16 protein-coding genes and 4 tRNA genes are annotated in these 15,659 nt (G+C 67.0%); 8 read left to right on the top strand and 12 right to left on the bottom strand.

Translation table 11 applies throughout. The annotated features are described in order from the left end of the window. The first annotated feature begins 99 nt into the window (after positions 1 to 99). Positions 100 to 1,932, top strand: coding sequence for an ABC transporter ATP-binding protein (locus ACPTTF_RS05880; protein WP_166957681.1), 1,833 nt, complete (start codon positions 100 to 102; stop codon positions 1,930 to 1,932). Between the two features lie 79 nt (positions 1,933 to 2,011). On the opposite strand, the gene otsA is transcribed toward ACPTTF_RS05880, so the two are convergent. Beyond that, the gene (otsA, locus tag ACPTTF_RS05875) at positions 2,012 to 3,391 is read right to left on the bottom strand and encodes an alpha,alpha-trehalose-phosphate synthase (UDP-forming) (RefSeq protein ID WP_423370536.1); all 1,380 of its coding nucleotides are present in this window, start codon (positions 3,389 to 3,391) and stop codon (positions 2,012 to 2,014) included. Further along, entirely contained in the window at positions 3,388 to 4,140 is a 753-nt protein-coding gene (gene otsB, locus ACPTTF_RS05870) for a trehalose-phosphatase (RefSeq protein ID WP_423370535.1), read from the bottom strand. The genes otsA and otsB overlap by 4 nt, the downstream gene beginning before the upstream one ends. A gap of 282 nt (positions 4,141 to 4,422) precedes the next feature. Here otsB and ACPTTF_RS05865 point away from each other — a divergent pair, with 282 nt between their 5' ends. Genes ACPTTF_RS05865 through ACPTTF_RS05855 form a run of 3 tightly spaced genes read left to right on the top strand, consistent with a single transcriptional unit; the run spans position 4,423 to position 6,399 of the window. Next, positions 4,423 to 5,058 carry an SCO family protein gene (locus ACPTTF_RS05865; protein ID WP_166957667.1) on the top strand — a complete coding sequence of 212 codons (636 nt, stop codon included), beginning with the start codon at positions 4,423 to 4,425 and terminating at the stop codon, positions 5,056 to 5,058. 14 nt (positions 5,059 to 5,072) lie between these two features. Continuing rightward, positions 5,073 to 5,519 carry a copper chaperone PCu(A)C gene (locus tag ACPTTF_RS05860; protein ID WP_166957665.1) on the top strand — a complete coding sequence of 149 codons (447 nt, stop codon included), beginning with the start codon at positions 5,073 to 5,075 and terminating at the stop codon, positions 5,517 to 5,519. A gap of 10 nt (positions 5,520 to 5,529) precedes the next feature. Further along, positions 5,530 to 6,399: a cytochrome c oxidase assembly protein gene (locus ACPTTF_RS05855; RefSeq protein WP_166957663.1), complete on the top strand. Its 870-nt coding sequence runs from the start codon at positions 5,530 to 5,532 to the stop codon at positions 6,397 to 6,399. Between the two features lie 22 nt (positions 6,400 to 6,421). Here the strand turns inward: ACPTTF_RS05855 and ACPTTF_RS05850 are convergent, their stop codons facing one another. After that, positions 6,422 to 6,907, bottom strand: a complete 486-nt coding sequence (locus ACPTTF_RS05850; protein WP_423370534.1) for a GNAT family N-acetyltransferase — start codon at positions 6,905 to 6,907, stop codon at positions 6,422 to 6,424. A gap of 128 nt (positions 6,908 to 7,035) precedes the next feature. Beyond that, complete coding sequence (locus ACPTTF_RS05845; protein ID WP_423370533.1) at positions 7,036 to 7,908, bottom strand: pirin family protein; 873 nt, start codon at positions 7,906 to 7,908, stop codon at positions 7,036 to 7,038. Positions 7,909 to 8,017: 109 nt separating this feature from the next. Between ACPTTF_RS05845 and ACPTTF_RS05840 the strand changes: the two genes are divergently transcribed. Next, on the top strand, positions 8,018 to 8,935 hold the full coding sequence (locus tag ACPTTF_RS05840; RefSeq protein WP_423370532.1) for a LysR family transcriptional regulator: 918 nt from the start codon (positions 8,018 to 8,020) through the stop codon (positions 8,933 to 8,935). Between the two features lie 102 nt (positions 8,936 to 9,037). Next, positions 9,038 to 9,541 carry a GAF domain-containing protein gene (locus tag ACPTTF_RS05835; RefSeq protein ID WP_021163091.1) on the top strand — a complete coding sequence of 168 codons (504 nt, stop codon included), beginning with the start codon at positions 9,038 to 9,040 and terminating at the stop codon, positions 9,539 to 9,541. 147 nt (positions 9,542 to 9,688) lie between these two features. On the opposite strand, the gene map is transcribed toward ACPTTF_RS05835, so the two are convergent. Next, entirely contained in the window at positions 9,689 to 10,495 is an 807-nt protein-coding gene (gene map, locus ACPTTF_RS05830) for a type I methionyl aminopeptidase (RefSeq protein ID WP_423370531.1), read from the bottom strand. After that, a complete protein-coding gene (locus ACPTTF_RS05825; protein WP_046545260.1) occupies positions 10,495 to 10,731 on the bottom strand; it encodes a ParD-like family protein in 237 nt (78 codons plus the stop codon). Before ACPTTF_RS05825 ends, map begins: the two co-directional genes overlap by 1 nt. Before the next feature lie 148 nt (positions 10,732 to 10,879). On the opposite strand from ACPTTF_RS05825, the gene ACPTTF_RS05820 reads away from it, so the two are divergent. After that, the gene (locus ACPTTF_RS05820; protein WP_423370530.1) at positions 10,880 to 11,500 is read left to right on the top strand and encodes a helix-turn-helix domain-containing protein; all 621 of its coding nucleotides are present in this window, start codon (positions 10,880 to 10,882) and stop codon (positions 11,498 to 11,500) included. Positions 11,501 to 11,558: 58 nt separating this feature from the next. Beyond that, positions 11,559 to 12,107: a GNAT family N-acetyltransferase gene (locus ACPTTF_RS05815; protein ID WP_423370529.1), complete on the top strand. Its 549-nt coding sequence runs from the start codon at positions 11,559 to 11,561 to the stop codon at positions 12,105 to 12,107. A gap of 96 nt (positions 12,108 to 12,203) precedes the next feature. Here the strand turns inward: ACPTTF_RS05815 and ACPTTF_RS05810 are convergent. The 6 genes from ACPTTF_RS05810 to uvrC form a co-directional block, all read right to left on the bottom strand. Further along, positions 12,204 to 12,277, bottom strand: a tRNA-Cys gene (locus tag ACPTTF_RS05810). A gap of 100 nt (positions 12,278 to 12,377) precedes the next feature. Then, positions 12,378 to 12,453, bottom strand: a tRNA-Gly gene (locus ACPTTF_RS05805). A gap of 51 nt (positions 12,454 to 12,504) precedes the next feature. Then, positions 12,505 to 12,580, bottom strand: a tRNA-Gly gene (locus ACPTTF_RS05800). Positions 12,581 to 12,633: 53 nt separating this feature from the next. Further along, a tRNA-Gly gene (locus ACPTTF_RS05795) sits at positions 12,634 to 12,709 on the bottom strand. 149 nt (positions 12,710 to 12,858) lie between these two features. Further along, a complete protein-coding gene (gene pgsA / locus ACPTTF_RS05790) occupies positions 12,859 to 13,446 on the bottom strand; it encodes a CDP-diacylglycerol--glycerol-3-phosphate 3-phosphatidyltransferase (protein WP_423370528.1) in 588 nt (195 codons plus the stop codon). 90 nt (positions 13,447 to 13,536) lie between these two features. Continuing rightward, positions 13,537 to 15,585, bottom strand: a complete 2,049-nt coding sequence (uvrC, locus tag ACPTTF_RS05785) for an excinuclease ABC subunit UvrC (RefSeq protein WP_423370527.1) — start codon at positions 15,583 to 15,585, stop codon at positions 13,537 to 13,539. Positions 15,586 to 15,659 lie beyond the last annotated feature (74 nt).

Raw genomic sequence — 15,659 nt, 5'->3', positions numbered from 1 at the left:
CGCACGGCCTTGTTTACAATGCCGGATTATTCAGTCCGGGCGAACGCCGGCATGCGATCCAGCCGCAACGCTCAATCACCGAATCACCGCACGCATATTTTGGAATCTCTCACCCCTGCCCAGCGCAACGCCCACAACGCGGAGCTCTCGAGCTACGCGCACCGGCCGATCGCGTTCCTGTTCCGCTACATCCGCCTCCACCCCGTCGCACACCTCATCGTGTTCTGCAGCGTGCTGGCCGCCGTCGGCTGCGCGCTCGGCTCGCAATACGCGATCAAGCACCTGATCGACGTACTCGCGACCGGGCGCCATCACCCGGGCCCGCTGTGGAGCGCGTTCGCGCTGCTCGTCGGGCTGATCGCGGCCGACAACCTGCTGTGGCGCGTCGGCGGCTGGGTCGCCGCACACACGTTCGTCGCGGTCACCGGCGACCTGCGGCGCGACCTGTTCCAGTACCTGATCGGCCATTCGCCGACCTACTACTCCGAAAAGCAGCCGGGCACGCTCGCGAGCCGCATCACGGCCACGTCGAACGCGGTCTATACGTCGGAGAACACGATGGCGTGGAACGTGCTGCCGCCGTGCATCGCGGTGATGGGCGCGATCCTGATGATCATCGTCGTCAATCCGATGATGGCCGCCGGCCTGCTCGGCTGTTCGGCCGTGCTGTCCGTGATCCTGTTCAAGCTCGCCGGGCGCGGCTCGGCCCGCCACCATGCGTTCGCGGCGAAGGCCGCCGCGGTCGACGGCGAGCTCGTCGACGTGATCGGCAACATGGGCCTCGTGCGTGCATTCGGGATGACGGTGCGTGAACAGAAGCGCTTCGGCGCGACGGTCAAGGCCGAAATGGATGCGCGCCAGCAAAGCCTGCTCTATCTCGAGAAGCTGCGCCTGCTGCACGCGGTGATCACCGCGATGCTGTCCGCCGGCCTGCTCGGCTGGGCGCTGTGGCTGTGGGATCAAGGTCAGGCGACGTCGGGCGACATCGTGCTCGTCAGCTCGCTCGGCTTCACGATCCTGCACGGCACGCGCGATCTCGCGGTCGCGCTCGTCGACGTCACGCAGCACATCGCCCGCCTGTCCGAAGCCGTCAAGACGTTGCTCGAGCCGCACGGGATGCCGGACCGCTCCGACGCGCAGCCGCTGTCGGCCAAGGGCGGTCGCGTCGATTTCGAGCGCGTGACGTTTGCGTATCCGCACCGCCGCGCGATCCTCGACCACTTCGACCTGCATATCGAGCCGGGCCAGCGCGTCGGCCTGATCGGCAAGTCGGGCGCCGGCAAGTCGACCGTGCTCGCGCTGCTGCAGCGCTTCTACGACACGCAGGACGGCGTCGTGCAGGTGGACGGCCAGGACGTGAAGACGATCACGCAGGACAGCCTGCGCCACGCGATCGCGCTCGTGCCGCAGGACATCTCGCTGCTGCACCGGACGATCTACGACAACATCGCGTACGGCCGCCCCGAAGCGACCCGCGACGAAGTGCTCGCCGCCGCGCGCGACGCCCGCTGCGCGGAGTTCATCGAGGCGATGCCGGAGGGCTATGACACGATCGTCGGCGACCGCGGCGTCAAGCTGTCGGGTGGCCAGCGCCAGCGCATCGCGATCGCGCGCGCGATCCTGAAGAACGCGCCGATCCTGCTGCTCGACGAAGCGACGTCCGCGCTCGACAGCGCATCCGAGGAAGCGATCCAGAGCGCACTCGACCGCCTGATGGTCGGTCGCACGGTAATCGCGATCGCACACCGCCTGTCGACACTGCGCAACTTCGACCGGATCATCGTGATGAACAACGGCAAGGTGATCGACGACGGCCCGCCCGACGTGCTGCGCAACCGCCCCGGCCTGTACCGCGACCTGCTCGCGAAGCAGCACGGCCGCCATCACCCGGCCCCCGACGGCGGCGCGCCGACCGGCGAGCGCGTGGCCTGACGTAACGGCCCGCAGCCAGCAAAAAAGCCGCAGTGCTTCTGGCACTGCGGCTTTTTTTCGTTGCGCGGTGAACTGCCGGTTACACGTGCTGCAAGTCGCGCAGAAAGTTGTCGCGCCACACCGACACGTTGTTCTCGCGAAGCTGCGCGATCATGTCCGTGTAACGTGCGCGCCGCTCGGCGAGCGGCATCGTCAGCGCCTGCGACAACGCATCGGCCATCCCGTCGATATCGATCGGATTGACGATCAGCGCACCCGTCAGCTCGCGCGCGGCGCCCGCGAAGCGCGACAGCACGAGCACGCCCGGATCGTCCGGATTCTGAGCGGATACGTACTCCTTCGCGACGAGGTTCATCCCGTCGCGCAGCGGCGTCACGTAGCCGACCCGCGCGAGCCGGTACAGCGCCGCGAGCAGCTGGCGATCGTACTGGCGATGGATATAGAGGATCGGCGCCCAGTCGAGCTCTGCGAAGCGTCCGTTGATGCGTCCCGACTCCCCTTCGAGCTGCAGGCGGATGTCCTGGTACGCGCGCAGCTCCGCGCGGGTCGACGGCGCGATCTGCAGGAACGACACGCGATTGCGATGCGACGGCTCATGCTCGAGCAGCTTCTCGAACGCGCGGAAGCGCTCGACGAGCCCCTTCGAGTAATCGAGCCGGTCGACGCTCATGATCAGCTTGCGGCCGCGCAGCGATGTCGCAAGCGTGCGCACCGCCTTGCCGTGCTCGCCGGCCTGCGCGAGCGACGCGATTTCGTCCGGATGCACGCCGATCGGATACGCGGACGCGCGCAACGTCCGGCCGAATGCGCGCACCGTCGCCAGGTGGCCATCGCGCTCGATCACGCCGTCCGCTTCGGATTCGACGTAGTCGCAGAACGCGCGCAGGTCGGGTTCGGTCTGGAAACCTAGCAGGTCGAACGCACACAGCGACTCGACGAGATCACGATGCGGCGGCACGTTGACGAGCACCTGCGCGGCGGGAAACGGGATGTGCAGGAAGAAGCCGATGCGGTTCTTCACGCCGGCCGCGCGCAGTGCGCGCGCGAACGGGATCAGGTGATAGTCGTGCACCCAGATCACGTCGTCGTCCTGCAGCAGCGGCACGAGCTGCTGGGCGAGCCACACGTTCACGCGGCTGTAGCCTTCGAACTCGTGACGGTCGTACTGGATCAGGTCGGTGCGGTAGTGAAACGCGGGCCACAGCGTCGCGTTCGAGAAGCCGCGGTAATACTGGTCGTAATCGCGCCGCGACAGGCCGATGGTCGCGAACGTGACCGGCCCGTGCTCCTCGACGCGAATCTGCGGCGCGCCGGACGCGACGACCTCGCCGCTCCAGCCGAACCACATGCCGCCCGTCTCCTTCAGCGCATCGTAGACACCGATCGCGAGGCCGCCCGCCGCCGGTTCGCCTTCCGAAATCGGTGCGACGCGGTTTGAAACAATGATGAGGCGACTCATGCGTGCGGCTGCCCCGCACCGAGCCAGCGCGCGATCTGCTCGTGCAGTGCGTCGACCGACTCGAGCCGCATGCGGGCGGACGTCTCGCCCGCGCCGACCTTGATCGACAGGCCGCCGCGCGCATTGACCACCGCGAAGCCCTTCTCGTCGGTCAGGTCGTCGCCCGCGAACACCGGCAGGCGGCCCGCGAACGGCGGCTCGTCGAGGAAGGCCGCCAGCGCGCGCCCCTTGTCGACGCCTTTAGGCTTGATCTCGAACACCATCTTGCCGGGCTGCAGCACATACGCATCGGCATAGTCGGCGACGAGGCGCTCGGTTGCCGCACGCGCAGCCGCCTCGCGCTCGGGCGCGTTGCGGTAGTGCAGCGCGACGGCCGCGCCCTTGATTTCGAGCAGCATGCCCGGATGACGGTCGACGACGGCCGCCAGCTCGCGCTCGATGCGCAGCAGGCGTTCGTCGTTGAAGCCGATGCGCTGCGTGTCGCCGTTCGCATCGCGGCGCTCCGCGCCGTGCAGGCCGGCGATCGGCAGGCCGGGCATCTTCAGGAACGTGTCGAGGTTGTCGATGCCGCGCCCCGACACGATCGCGACCGCACCGTGCGAGCGGCGCTGCAGCTCGTCGAGCAGCGTCAGCAGCGACGGCGGAACGTGAATGCTGTCGGGCGTCGGCGCCAGCTCGACGAGCGTGCCGTCGAAGTCGAAGAAGAACGCGGTATCGGTCAGGGGCAGGGAAGCCGGAACGGATTGCATCGATTCGATAGTCTGAGGGTCGGCCGGCAAACGCCGCGCCGCCACTGCGCGAATGGAATTGTGCGCATCTTACCGCGCCTGCGCATCGAGATGGGCGAAACCGGCGCATCGCCGGCCTCGCGCCGCCGATTGCGTCAACTGCGACATATTGCCCCGCTCGCCCGCCCCGTACGAGTTTCGAAAGGACGCGGGCGCGCGAATTGCGCTACAGTCGCAACCGCCTGCCGCGCGACGCATGGCATCGCGCCGGCCGGTCACCTTTCCGTTCGATCGAGCCCCAGGATGTCGTCTGCCCGCCCAGCGCCGCACCGGCGCTTCTCCCGCTTCATCCGCACGGCCGCGGCCCTCGCCGCCGCCGTGGCGCTCGCCGCGTGCACGCACGACGAGCCGCGCTGGAACCTGACCAACGTCACCGGCCACCTGCCCGACCTGTCGTTCACGCTGACGGGCGGCGACGGCCATCCCGTCGACGCCGATGCGTTCCACGGCCAGGTCGCGCTCGTCTACTTCGGCTACACGCACTGCCCCGATGTCTGCCCCGAAACGATGGCGCGGCTGATGGAAGTGCTGGCGAAGCTCGGCCCGCAGGCCAACGACGTGCGCATCCTGTTCGTCTCGGTCGACCCGGCGCGCGACACACCGCAGGCAATGCAATCGTATGTCGCCGCGTTCGACGCCGCGCACGCGCGCGGCCTGACCGGCACCGACCGCCAGATCGAATCGCTCGCGAAACGCTATCGCGTCGCGTACCAGATGGAACAGCGCGACCCGTCCGGCGGCTACGAAGTCACCCACAGCTCGGCCGTCTACATCTTCGACGCAAGCGGCCGCGCCCGCCTGCTTGCGACCGACCGCGACTCGCCCGACGCCATCGCCGCCGATCTGCGCCGCATCATCGACACCGCCCCTACTACTTGAATTCATTTCACGACATGAAGACGAAGACGACACTCAAGACGCTCGCCCTCCTCGCCGCGCTGTGCGCCGGCGCCCACGCGTATGCCGCCGGCACGATCACCGCGCAGAACGCATGGGTGCGCTGGCTGCCGAACAAGCTGCCGGCCGGCGGCTACGTGACGCTCGTGAACACGGGCGACAAGCCGGTCGATCTCGTCGACGTCGACAGCCCCGACTATGGAATGGCGATGCTGCACCAGACCGTCTCGAACGGCTCGACGCAGAAGATGGAAATGGTCGACAAGCTGACGATCCCCGCGCGCGGCAAGGTCGACATCGCACCGGGCGGCTACCACTTCATGCTCGAGGAGCCGAAGCACGCGATCAAGCCGGGTGACACCGTGCACCTGCGCCTGAAATTCTCCGACGGCGAAACGGTCGATGCACCGTTCGCCGTGAAATCGCCGGCCCAGGCGAAGTGACGCGCGCGCGATGAACCTCCTGTACTGGCTCGATCCGTGGGAACCGTCGCCGACCGTGGTGATCGCGGTGCTCACCGCTGCCGTGCTGTTCGCGCGCGGCGTGAAGAAGGCGAAGGTGTCGCCGCTGCGGCAGTTCTCGTTCTGGTTCGGGTTGACGGCGCTCTACATCGCACTGCATACGCGGCTCGACTATTTCTTCGAGCACGAGTTCTTCCTGCACCGCGCGCAGCACCTCGTGCTGCACCACCTCGGGCCGTTCTTCATCGCGCTGTCGTATCCGGGCGCGGCGATCCGCGCGGGTATCCCGTTCCGCTGGCGGCAGCGTTTCGTGCGCCCCGCACTCGCGTGGGCGCCCGTGCGCGCGACGCTCGACGTGGTGTTCCATCCCGTCGTCGCGGTCGTGCTGTTCGTCGGGCTGATCTATTTCTGGCTGCTGTCGCCGATCCACTTCATCGCGATGCTCGACTGGCGTCTCTATCGTGTGATGAACTGGAGCATGGTGATCGACGGGCTGCTGTTCTGGTGGCTCGTCGTCGATCCGCGCCCAGCGCCGCCTGCGCGGCTGTCGCCGGGCCGCCGGATCCTGATCGTCGTTGCGGCGATCCCGCCGCAGATCGCACTCGGCGCGCTGATCTTCTTCACGCCGCACGAGCTGTATCCGATCTATTCGATCTGCGGCCGCGCGTTCACGTGGCTGAGCCCGTTGCGCGATCAGCAGATCGGCGGCCTGCTGCTGTGGATTCCCGGCTCGATGATGAGCGTGATCGGCGCGCTGATCGCGCTGCGGCACTGGCTGCGGCTGTCCGCCCGCGGCCGCCTGATCGATGAACGGGCCGCGCAGCGCGCGGCGCGGCCGTCGGTGGCGAACGCCGCGCACTGACTGCTGCGCGGCGCGGCGCGCATTACGCGCGTACGCTGCTCATCCACACGTGCGGGATGCCGTCCTCGTCGTGCACGTCCGAACTCGGCGTAAAGCCGAATGCCCCGTAAAAACGCTGTAGGTGGGCCTGCGCATGCAGGCTCACCGGCGTATCCGGCCACTGGGCGCGAATATGCTCGAGCGCGTGCGACAGCAGCCCGTTGCCGAGGCCCGCGCCGCGAAACGCGGCGGTCGTCAGCACGCGGCCGATGCGTACGTCGGTGTTCTGCGCATCGGGCAACAGCACGCGCAGATAGCCGGCGAGGCGCCCTGCCGGATCGAATGCGGCCAGGTGCCATGCGGCCTGGTCCGCGTCGTCGATGTCGCGATACACGCAGTTCTGCTCGACGACGAACACGGCGCTGCGGGCTTCGAGGATCGAATAGACTTCGCGCGCCGTCAGCGCGTCGAAGGATTTCCAGCGCCAGTCGAGATCGGCGGCGTTCGGGGATGCAGCGGATGCGTTCATGGTCGGTCCTGATTCGGGCGCGCCGGCCGGCGCGCGGGCAATCGCCGATTATGCCCCGAAGCGCACTCGCCGCGCGACCAGCTGCCCGTGCGCGCAAAAAAAGCCCCGCATTGCGCGGGGCTTGTCCATCATGCCGGCATCTGGCCGAAGCGGCCGCTGTTGAAGTCCTCGATCGCGGTGCGGATCTCCGCTTGCGAGTTCATCACGAACGGCCCGTAACCGACGACGGGCTCGTCGATCGGTTCGCCGCTCAGGATCAGCAGCTTCGCGTCGCCGTTCGCTTCGATCTCGACGTCGCTACCGTCGCGACCGAGCTGCACGAACTGAGCTTCGCGGGCGACCGTCTCGCCGTTCACCTGCACGGTACCGCTCAGCACGACCACCGCGAGCGTACGCCCTTCGACGACCGGGAACCGCGCATGGCCGCCGGCCACGAGCCGCACGTCCCACACATCGATCGGCGTATGCGTGCGGGCCGGGCCGCGCCGCCCGTCGAGCTCACCCGCGATAATCCGCGCACTGCCCGCGCCGTCCGGCAGCTCGACCACGGGGATGTCGGCGTTCAGCAGCGTCTGGTAGCCGGGCGCCCCCATCTTGTCCTTGGCGGGCAGGTTCACCCACAGCTGCACCATCTCGAGCGGGCCGCCACGCTTCGTGAACCCTTCCGAGTGGAATTCCTCGTGCAGGATCCCGCTCGCTGCCGTCATCCACTGCACGTCACCCGGGCCGATCACGCCGCCCGCGCCGGTCGAATCGCGGTGTGCGACCTCGCCGTCATAGACGATCGTCACCGTCTCGAACCCGCGGTGCGGATGCTGGCCGACACCGCGCGGCGCCGAGGCCGAGCCCGGCTCGAACGTGGCCGGGCCGGCGTAGTCGAGCAGCAGGAACGGGCTCAGGTGCGTGCCGTGAGACTGGTAGCTGAACATCGAACGCACCGGGAAACCGTCACCGACCCAATGGCCGCGCGGCGCACTGTACACACCCTGGATCTTCTTCATTGCCTTCTCCGAATTGCGGCGAAACACGTGTTTCGCATCCTGAACAGGAATATAGAGGTGGAACGATCGATCCGGTAGACTGCCAAAATCGCACTCAGCGTTCCATTACATGAACGATAAAGCGCGGGATCTGAACGATCTCTATTACTTCGTGCAGGTCGTCGAACACGGCGGCTTCGCCCCGGCCGGGCGTGCGCTGGACATGCCGAAATCGAAGCTGAGCCGCCGCATCGCGCTGCTCGAGGCGCGGCTCGGGATGCGGCTGATCCAGCGCTCGACGCGCCGCTTCACCGTCACCGACGTCGGCCAGACTTATTATGCGCATTGCCGCGCGATGCTCATCGAGGCCGATGCGGCAGACGAGGCGATCGCGCTGCTGCACGAGGAGCCACGCGGCATCGTGCGCGTCAGCTGCCCGATCGTGCTGCTCGATTCGCTGGTCGGCACGATGATCGCCGCGTTCATGGTCGCGTGCCCGCGTATCGAGATTCATCTGGAGGCGACCAACCGGCGCGTCGACGTGGTCGGCGAAGGAATCGACGTCGCGATCCGCGTACGCCCGCCGCCGCTCGAAGACAGCGATCTCGCGCTGCGCGTGCTGGCCGAGCGCGGCCAGTGCCTCGTCGCGAGCCCCGCGCTGCTGCGCGAACATGGCGCACCGGCCGTTCCCGCCGATCTCGCGCGCCTGCCGAGCCTCGATCACGGCGTCCCGCAGTCCACGCACGTGTGGCGGCTGCGCGGGCCCGACGGCGCTCATGCGGAAATCCATCACCAGCCGCGCTTCGTCACCGGCGGCATGCTCGCGTTGCGCGCGGCGGCCGTCGCAGGCGTCGGCATCGTCCAGCTGCCGACGATGATGGTGCGCGACGAGGTCGCGCGCGGCGAGCTGGCGACCGTGCTGCCCGACTGGGCGCCGCGCCGCGAGATCGTGCATGCGGTGTTCGCGTCGCGCCGCGGGTTGCTGCCCGCGGTGCGCGCGTTGCTCGATTTTCTGGCCGAGCGGTTTGCCGAACTCGAACCCGACTGAGCGCGCCGCGTCACCCGCAACCGGGCGCTGCAAACCGCGCGCGCGTGCCGTAGACTGCGGTACGCGCATCGCACACTCCACAATCCTGATCGCTTTCCCGCCATGTTCACGCTGTCCAACGACCCCAACGCCTCCAAGGCCGATCAATACGCGACGCTCGTCGAGCAGGCACGCGCGCTCGTCGAATCCGAACGCGACCTGACCGCGAACGCGGCCAACTTCGCCGCGCTGGTCTACCATTCGCTCGACCGTCTCAACTGGGCCGGCTTCTACTTCTTCGACGGGACGGAACTCGTGGTCGGGCCGTTCCAGGGCAAGCCCGCCTGCGTGCGGATCGCGCTCGGCAAGGGCGTGTGCGGCACGGCTGCGCAGACGCGCGAGACGCAGGTCGTGCGCGACGTGCATGACTTCCCCGGCCATATCGCGTGCGACGCCGCATCGGAATCGGAAATCGTCGTGCCGCTGGTGGCCGGCGACGGCACGCTGATCGGCGTGTGGGACGTCGACAGCCCGGTTGCGGCACGCTTCGACGAAGAAGACCGCCAGGGGATGGAGGCGCTGTGCCGCGTATTCGTCGAATCCGCATGGCAGAAGGCGCGCGGTTGAGCGGCGGCTAAGCCGCGTTCATCCACCGCGCAGCAGGTCGCCGCGTTCGCGCGTCGATCGCGCCGCACGACTTCGAACGAAACGGGCCCCGCAAAGGGGCCCGTTCCACTGTGCCGGTGCACCGCCCTTCGCGGCGCACGGCGGGCGTCAGGCGACGTGCGTGCCGGACAGCGCCGGGAACGCCTGCGGCTTCGCGTCCTCGGTCAGCACCTCGAAGCCCGTTTCCGTCACCACGACCATGTGCTCCCATTGCGCCGACAGCGAATGGTCCTTCGTGACGACCGTCCAGCCGTCCGCCAGCATGCGCGTGTCGCGCTTGCCCGCGTTGAGCATCGGCTCGATCGTGAAGATCATCCCCGGCCGCAGCGGCACGCCAGTACCCGGGCGGCCATAGTGAAGCACCTGCGGCTCGTCGTGATAGACGTCGCCGATGCCGTGCCCGCAGTACTCACGGACCACGCTGAATCCTTCGCGATGCGCGACCTGCTGGATCGCGTAGCCGACGTCGCCGAGCGTGGCGCCCGGACGCACCGCGCGGATGCCCGCGTGCATCGCCTCATAGGTCGTCGCGACGAGGCGCCGCGCGAGCTCGTTCGGTTCGCCGACGAAATACATGCGGCTCGTATCGCCAAACCAGCCGTCCTTGATCACCGCGATGTCGAGGTTCACGATATCGCCGTCGCGCAACGGCCGCGACGTCGGGATGCCGTGACACACCACGTGGTTGACCGACGTGCACAGCGTCTTCGGATAGCCGTGGTAGCCGATGTTCGCCGGGATCGCGCCGAGCACGTCGACGATGTATTCGCGGCAGCGTGCGTCCAGTTCGTCGGTGGAAACGCCCGGCTTCACGTGCTCGGTAATCATCGCCAGCACCTGCGACGCCAGCTTCGCGGCTTCGCGCGACTTGGCGATTTCCGCATTGCCGCGGATCGGGATTTCTCGCTTCGCCATTACGCCACCTGCTCGATGCCGTGTTCGACCGGTTCCGCCGGCCCCGCCTCGCCGCCCCGCGCTTCGGCCTCGATCAGCATCCGGCAGATGTCACCGTAGGACAGCGCCGGATTGAGTTCCGCCAGCATCCCGACGCGCAGCCAGTGTTCGGCCTGCGCGTTGATCGAGCGGCTCAGCGCCGTGCTGGTCGAGCGCAGCCGCTCGTGCATGTGCTCGGAAATCTTGATGATGCCCATATATCCCCAATTAAACGAAACGTAGTCGATTCGTATATTACGCTGCGCTCGGCTGGCAGGCAAGCCACGCGGATTCCGTCGAGCCATCGGTCGGCCGCCGTCAATGGCGTTGACATCGAATTCCAGTTTGCTGGAAAATAAATCCACCATGAAAGAATCCGTCACCGCCGTTGCCGACGACACCGGCATCAACGAACGCATCGCCCGGCGCGTACGCGACCTGCGCACCGTGCGAGGCTACACGCTCGATGCGCTGGCCGCGCGCTCCGGCGTCAGCCGTTCGATGATCTCGCTCATCGAACGCGCGTCGGCCAGCCCGACGGCCGTCGTGCTCGACAAACTCGCGGCCGGGCTCGGCGTGTCGCTGGCGGGGCTGTTCGGCGGCGATCAGGACGACACCCCCGCGCAGCCGCTGGCACGCCGCGCGCAGCAGGCCGAATGGCGGGATCCGGCGTCCGGCTATGTGCGCCGCAACCTTTCCCCGGCTGGCTGGCCGTCACCGATCCAGCTCGTCGAGGTGGATTTCCCGCCCGGCGCACGCGTCGCGTACGACAGTGGCGGACGTGAAAGCGCGCTGCATCAACAGGTGTGGATCATCAGCGGGCGCGTCGACGTCACGTTCGGCGAGGCGCTTCACGAACTTCACGCAGGCGACTGCCTGGCCATGCGGCTCGACCAGCCGCTGATTTTCAGCAATCCGTCGCCGCATGCCGCGCGCTATGTCGTCGTGATCTGCGATGCGTCCGCCGCCGGCGCGCGCAACCTCTGATGAACGAGTCGTCGCGCCAACTGCGCGCGCGACCTGCTTACTGCCCACAGGAGTCCATATGAATTCCCCGAAACAGCGCGACGACGTGCGCCTGATCGATTGCAGCGAAACCGAGCATGCGCCGGCCATCCTCGAGATCCTGAACGACGCGATCGCGAACTCGACCGCGCTGTACGACTACAAGCCGCGCCCGCCGGAAGCGATGGTCGCGTGGTTCGCAGCGAAGCGCTCGGGCGGCTTCCCGGTCATCGGCGCGGTCGACGCGTCGGGCACGCTGCTCGGCTTCGCGAGCTGGGGCACGTTCCGCGCGTTTCCCGCCTTCAAGTACACGGTCGAACACAGCGTGTACGTGCACCGCGACCAGCGCGGCCGCGGGCTTGGCGAGGTGCTGCTGCGCGAAGTCGTCCGGCGCGCACGGGAAGCGGAAGTACACGTGCTGGTCGGCTGCATCGATGCGACCAATGCGGGGAGCATCGCACTGCATGCGAAGCTGGGATTCGTGCACTCGGGCACGATCAAGGAGGCGGGCTTCAAGTTCGGCCGCTGGCTCGATGCGGCGTTCTATCAGTTGAAGCTCGAGACGCCGGCGCAACCGGTGGATGGCTGAGCGGATGGAGGCCGTCGCATGCACCCTGCTCGACGGCCGTGAAGCGACGCGAAAAAAAGAAAAGCCCCGCCGAAGCGGGGCTTTTCTCTTCCTACCTGGAGGCGCGAGCCGGAGTCGAACCGGCCTAAACGGCTTTGCAGGCCGCTGCATAACCGCTTTGCTATCGCGCCAAAAGCGGACTGTCCGGATGCCGTGAGGCAAGCGACAGATTCTTTATTCGAGGACCGGAAGTCCATCAAATAAAAAGGGAAGCTTGGCTTCCCCATTACTTGGAGCGGGAGACGAGTCTCGAACTCGCGACCTCAACCTTGGCAAGGTTGCGCTCTACCAACTGAGCTACTCCCGCATTGTCCTGCATCTGCAGCGCTTCGCCGACCAACACGCTGCCAGAAAAATCTGGAGCGGGAGACGAGTCTCGAACTCGCGACCTCAACCTTGGCAAGGTTGCGCTCTACCAACTGAGCTACTCCCGCATGTGTCCTGCATCTGCAGCGCTTTGCCGACCAACACGCTGCCAGAAAAATTCTGGAGCGGGAGACGAGTCTCGAACTCGCGACCTCAACCTTGGCAAGGTTGCGCTCTACCAACTGAGCTACTCCCGCATATTGCTGCGTTACTGCTTGCTTCCCCGTCACACACTTACTTCGTCGTGCAGCGGAGAAGCGAGATTATGTCGAAGGCACATTCGTGTGTCAAGGGCTTTTCCAGCCCTTTTTCCAAAAAACCCGCTTGGCCGGACGCGTGACGCGCATCATGCGCCGCCGCGCTCGCGAATTTGCGGCCATGCCAGCTTCATGTAGTACAGCATCGACCAGATCGTCAGCACCGCCGCGAGATACATCAACCACTGGCCCCACACGCGCGTGTCGATCGTGACGATGCCGAGCGGCAGCGGTCCGTAGAACAGCAGCATCGGAATCGCGATCATCTGGCATGCGGTCTTGAACTTGCCGAGCTGGTTCACCGCGACGCTCTTCGACGCGCCGATCTGTGCCATCCACTCGCGCAGCGCCGAAATCGCGATCTCGCGGCCGACGATCACGAGTGCGATCGCCGCGTCGACTCGCGAAATCTGCACGAGGATCAGCAGCGCGGCCGTCACCATCAGCTTGTCCGCCACCGGATCGAGAAACGCGCCGAACGACGACGTCTGGTTCCACTTGCGTGCGAGATAACCGTCGAACCAGTCGGTCAGCGCCGCGAGTATGAAGATCGCCGCCGCCGCGAGATTGCGGTGCGCGCCGCCCATCACCGTGTCCGGCAGATAGAACACGCCGACGACGAGCGGGATCAGCACGATCCGTACCCACGTCAGGAAAATCGGGAAATTGAACGGCATGGCATGCGGGACAGTAAAGGATTCGCAATTGTGCCGTGTCGACCGGCCTGCCACAAGAACGCTGGCAAGGCAGCCGGTCGCACGGCCGCGTCAGTGAAGCTGCTTGTAGATCTGCTCGGCGAGCGCATGCGAGATGCCCTCGACGCTCGCGAGTTCCTCGACGCTCGCGGCAACGACGCCGCGCAGCCCGCCGAATCGCGCGAGCAGCCGCTGCCGGCGCTTCGCGCCAACGCCCTCGAGCTCCTCGAGCCGCGACGTCTGGCGTGCCTTCGCCCGCTTCGCGCGCATGCCCGTGATCGCGAAGCGGTGCGCCTCGTCGCGGATCTGCGCGACGAGCATCAGCGCGGCGCTCTCCTTGCCGAGTTCGAGCGGCGTGCGGCCGTCCGCGAACACGAGCGTCTCGAGGCCGACCTTGCGCCCCTCGCCTTTCGCGACGCCGACCAGCATCGACGTGTCGAGCCCCAGCTCGGTGAACACCTGGCGCGCGATTTCGACCTGACCCTTGCCGCCGTCGATCAGCACGATGTTCGGCAGCAGGCTCGATGCCTCGGCCTGGCGCGTCGACTCGCCGTCGATGCCGGCCGCATCGTCGGCAGCCGCCGCCTGCGCCGCCTGCTCGACCATCTTCTCGTAGCGGCGCGTGAGCACCTGCCGCATCGCCGCATAGTCGTCGCCCGGCGTAATCCCGGTGATGTTGTAGCGACGGTACTCGCCCGACTGCATCTTGTGATGGTGGTAGACCACGCATGACGCCTGTGTCGCCTCGCCCATCGTATGACTGATGTCGAAGCACTCGATCCGTAGCGTCGCGAGATCGTCGCATTCGTAGCTGAGCGTTTCGGCCAGCGCACGCGTGCGCGCCTGCTGCGAGCCCTGCTCGGACAGCAGCCGCATGAGCGCGATCTGCGCGTTCTGTTCGGCCATCGAGAGCCACGCACGCCGCTGCCCCTGCGGCTGCCGCACCAGCGACACCTTGTGGCCGGCCTGCTCGGACAGCAGCTCGAGCAGGTCGCGGCTCGCGGGCGCATGGCTCACGACGAGCACGGGCGGCACGCGATTGCCGAGATAATGCTGCGCGATGAACGCGTCGAGCACCTCGGCCTCGACCGACGCCACCGCATCGCCGCGCGCGCGGCCGGTTTCTTCCGCCGGCAGGTCGGGCAATGCGCCGGCGTCGGCGGTCGCGTCGACCGCATCGGCCACCTCCGCCGGCTCGGACTCGTCGCCGAGACCGCCCTCGGCGAGGGTCAGCGCGCTTTCGACGTGCGTCGGGAAATAGGCCTTGTCGCCGAGATGCCGGCCGCCACGCACCATCGCGAGGTTCACGCACACGCGCCCGCCCTGCGCGACGACCGCGAGGATGTCGACGTCGCTGTCGCTGCCGACCTCGATCGCCTGCTGGTGCAGCACCGTCGCGAGCGAGCTCATCTGGTTGCGCACGGCCGCCGCCTGCTCGAATTTCAGCTCGGCCGCGAACGCGTGCATCTTCTGCTCGAGTTCCTTCATCACTTCGGACTGCCGGCCGAGCAGGAACCGCGCGGCGTTCGACACGTCGATTGCGTAATCCTCGCCGGAGATTGCACCGACGCACGGCGCCGTGCAGCGCCCGATCTGGTGCAGCAGGCACGGCCGCGTGCGGTTGCTGAACACCGAATCCTCGCAGGTGCGCAACTGGAACACGCGCTGCAGGATCTGGATGCTCTCGCGCACGGCCCAGGCGCTCGGGAACGGCCCGAAATACTGGTTCTGCTTGTCGACCGAGCCGCGGTAGTAGGCCATCCGCGGAAACCGGTGCGCAGTGAGCTTCAGGTACGGATACGACTTGTCGTCGCGAAACAGGATGTTGTAGCGCGGCGCGAGCGCCTTGATCAGGTTGTTCTCGAGCAGCAGCGCCTCGGCCTCCGAACGCGTGACGGTCGTCTCGATGCGCGCGATGCGCGTGACCATCATCGCGATGCGCGGCGACAGTTGCGTCTTCGTGAAATAGCTCGATACACGCTTCTTCAGGTCGCGCGCCTTGCCGACGTAGAGCACGGCGCCCGCCGTGTCGTAATAGCGATAGACGCCCGGCATGTGCGGCAGTTGCGCAAGGATCTTCTTCGGTTCGAACGGGGTATCGGCAGCTTCAGGGGATGTCATGCGTGATCCGGGCGCCTTGTAACGCGGAACGGGTCTATTAGAATCGCCAGTTTAGAGCATTCAACGGCCCGCTT

The organism is Burkholderia crassaminum, from assembly GCF_964265005.1.
Classification (GTDB): domain Bacteria; phylum Pseudomonadota; class Gammaproteobacteria; order Burkholderiales; family Burkholderiaceae; genus Burkholderia.
Note: the sequence above shows the minus strand (reverse complement) of the source record. Positions and strands in the feature narration are given on the sequence as shown.

What these genes read in the sequence shown, in the direction of transcription:
- ACPTTF_RS05840 (WP_423370532.1), top strand. Translation starts at nt 8,018, where the DNA reads ATGAACGATAAAGCGCGGGATCTGAACGATCTCTATTACTTCGTGCAG.
- map (WP_423370531.1), bottom strand. Translation starts at nt 10,495, where the DNA reads ATGGCGAAGCGAGAAATCCCGATCCGCGGCAATGCGGAAATCGCCAAG.
- ACPTTF_RS05825 (WP_046545260.1), bottom strand. Translation starts at nt 10,731, where the DNA reads ATGGGCATCATCAAGATTTCCGAGCACATGCACGAGCGGCTGCGCTCG.
- ACPTTF_RS05860 (WP_166957665.1), top strand. Translation starts at nt 5,073, where the DNA reads ATGAAGACGAAGACGACACTCAAGACGCTCGCCCTCCTCGCCGCGCTG.
- otsB (WP_423370535.1), bottom strand. Translation starts at nt 4,140, where the DNA reads ATGCAATCCGTTCCGGCTTCCCTGCCCCTGACCGATACCGCGTTCTTC.
- ACPTTF_RS05855 (WP_166957663.1), top strand. Translation starts at nt 5,530, where the DNA reads ATGAACCTCCTGTACTGGCTCGATCCGTGGGAACCGTCGCCGACCGTG.
- pgsA (WP_423370528.1), bottom strand. Translation starts at nt 13,446, where the DNA reads ATGCCGTTCAATTTCCCGATTTTCCTGACGTGGGTACGGATCGTGCTG.
- ACPTTF_RS05865 (WP_166957667.1), top strand. Translation starts at nt 4,423, where the DNA reads ATGTCGTCTGCCCGCCCAGCGCCGCACCGGCGCTTCTCCCGCTTCATC.
- ACPTTF_RS05820 (WP_423370530.1), top strand. Translation starts at nt 10,880, where the DNA reads ATGAAAGAATCCGTCACCGCCGTTGCCGACGACACCGGCATCAACGAA.
- ACPTTF_RS05815 (WP_423370529.1), top strand. Translation starts at nt 11,559, where the DNA reads ATGAATTCCCCGAAACAGCGCGACGACGTGCGCCTGATCGATTGCAGC.
- ACPTTF_RS05850 (WP_423370534.1), bottom strand. Translation starts at nt 6,907, where the DNA reads ATGAACGCATCCGCTGCATCCCCGAACGCCGCCGATCTCGACTGGCGC.
- otsA (WP_423370536.1), bottom strand. Translation starts at nt 3,391, where the DNA reads ATGAGTCGCCTCATCATTGTTTCAAACCGCGTCGCACCGATTTCGGAA.
- ACPTTF_RS05835 (WP_021163091.1), top strand. Translation starts at nt 9,038, where the DNA reads ATGTTCACGCTGTCCAACGACCCCAACGCCTCCAAGGCCGATCAATAC.
- ACPTTF_RS05845 (WP_423370533.1), bottom strand. Translation starts at nt 7,908, where the DNA reads ATGAAGAAGATCCAGGGTGTGTACAGTGCGCCGCGCGGCCATTGGGTC.
- uvrC (WP_423370527.1), bottom strand. Translation starts at nt 15,585, where the DNA reads ATGACATCCCCTGAAGCTGCCGATACCCCGTTCGAACCGAAGAAGATC.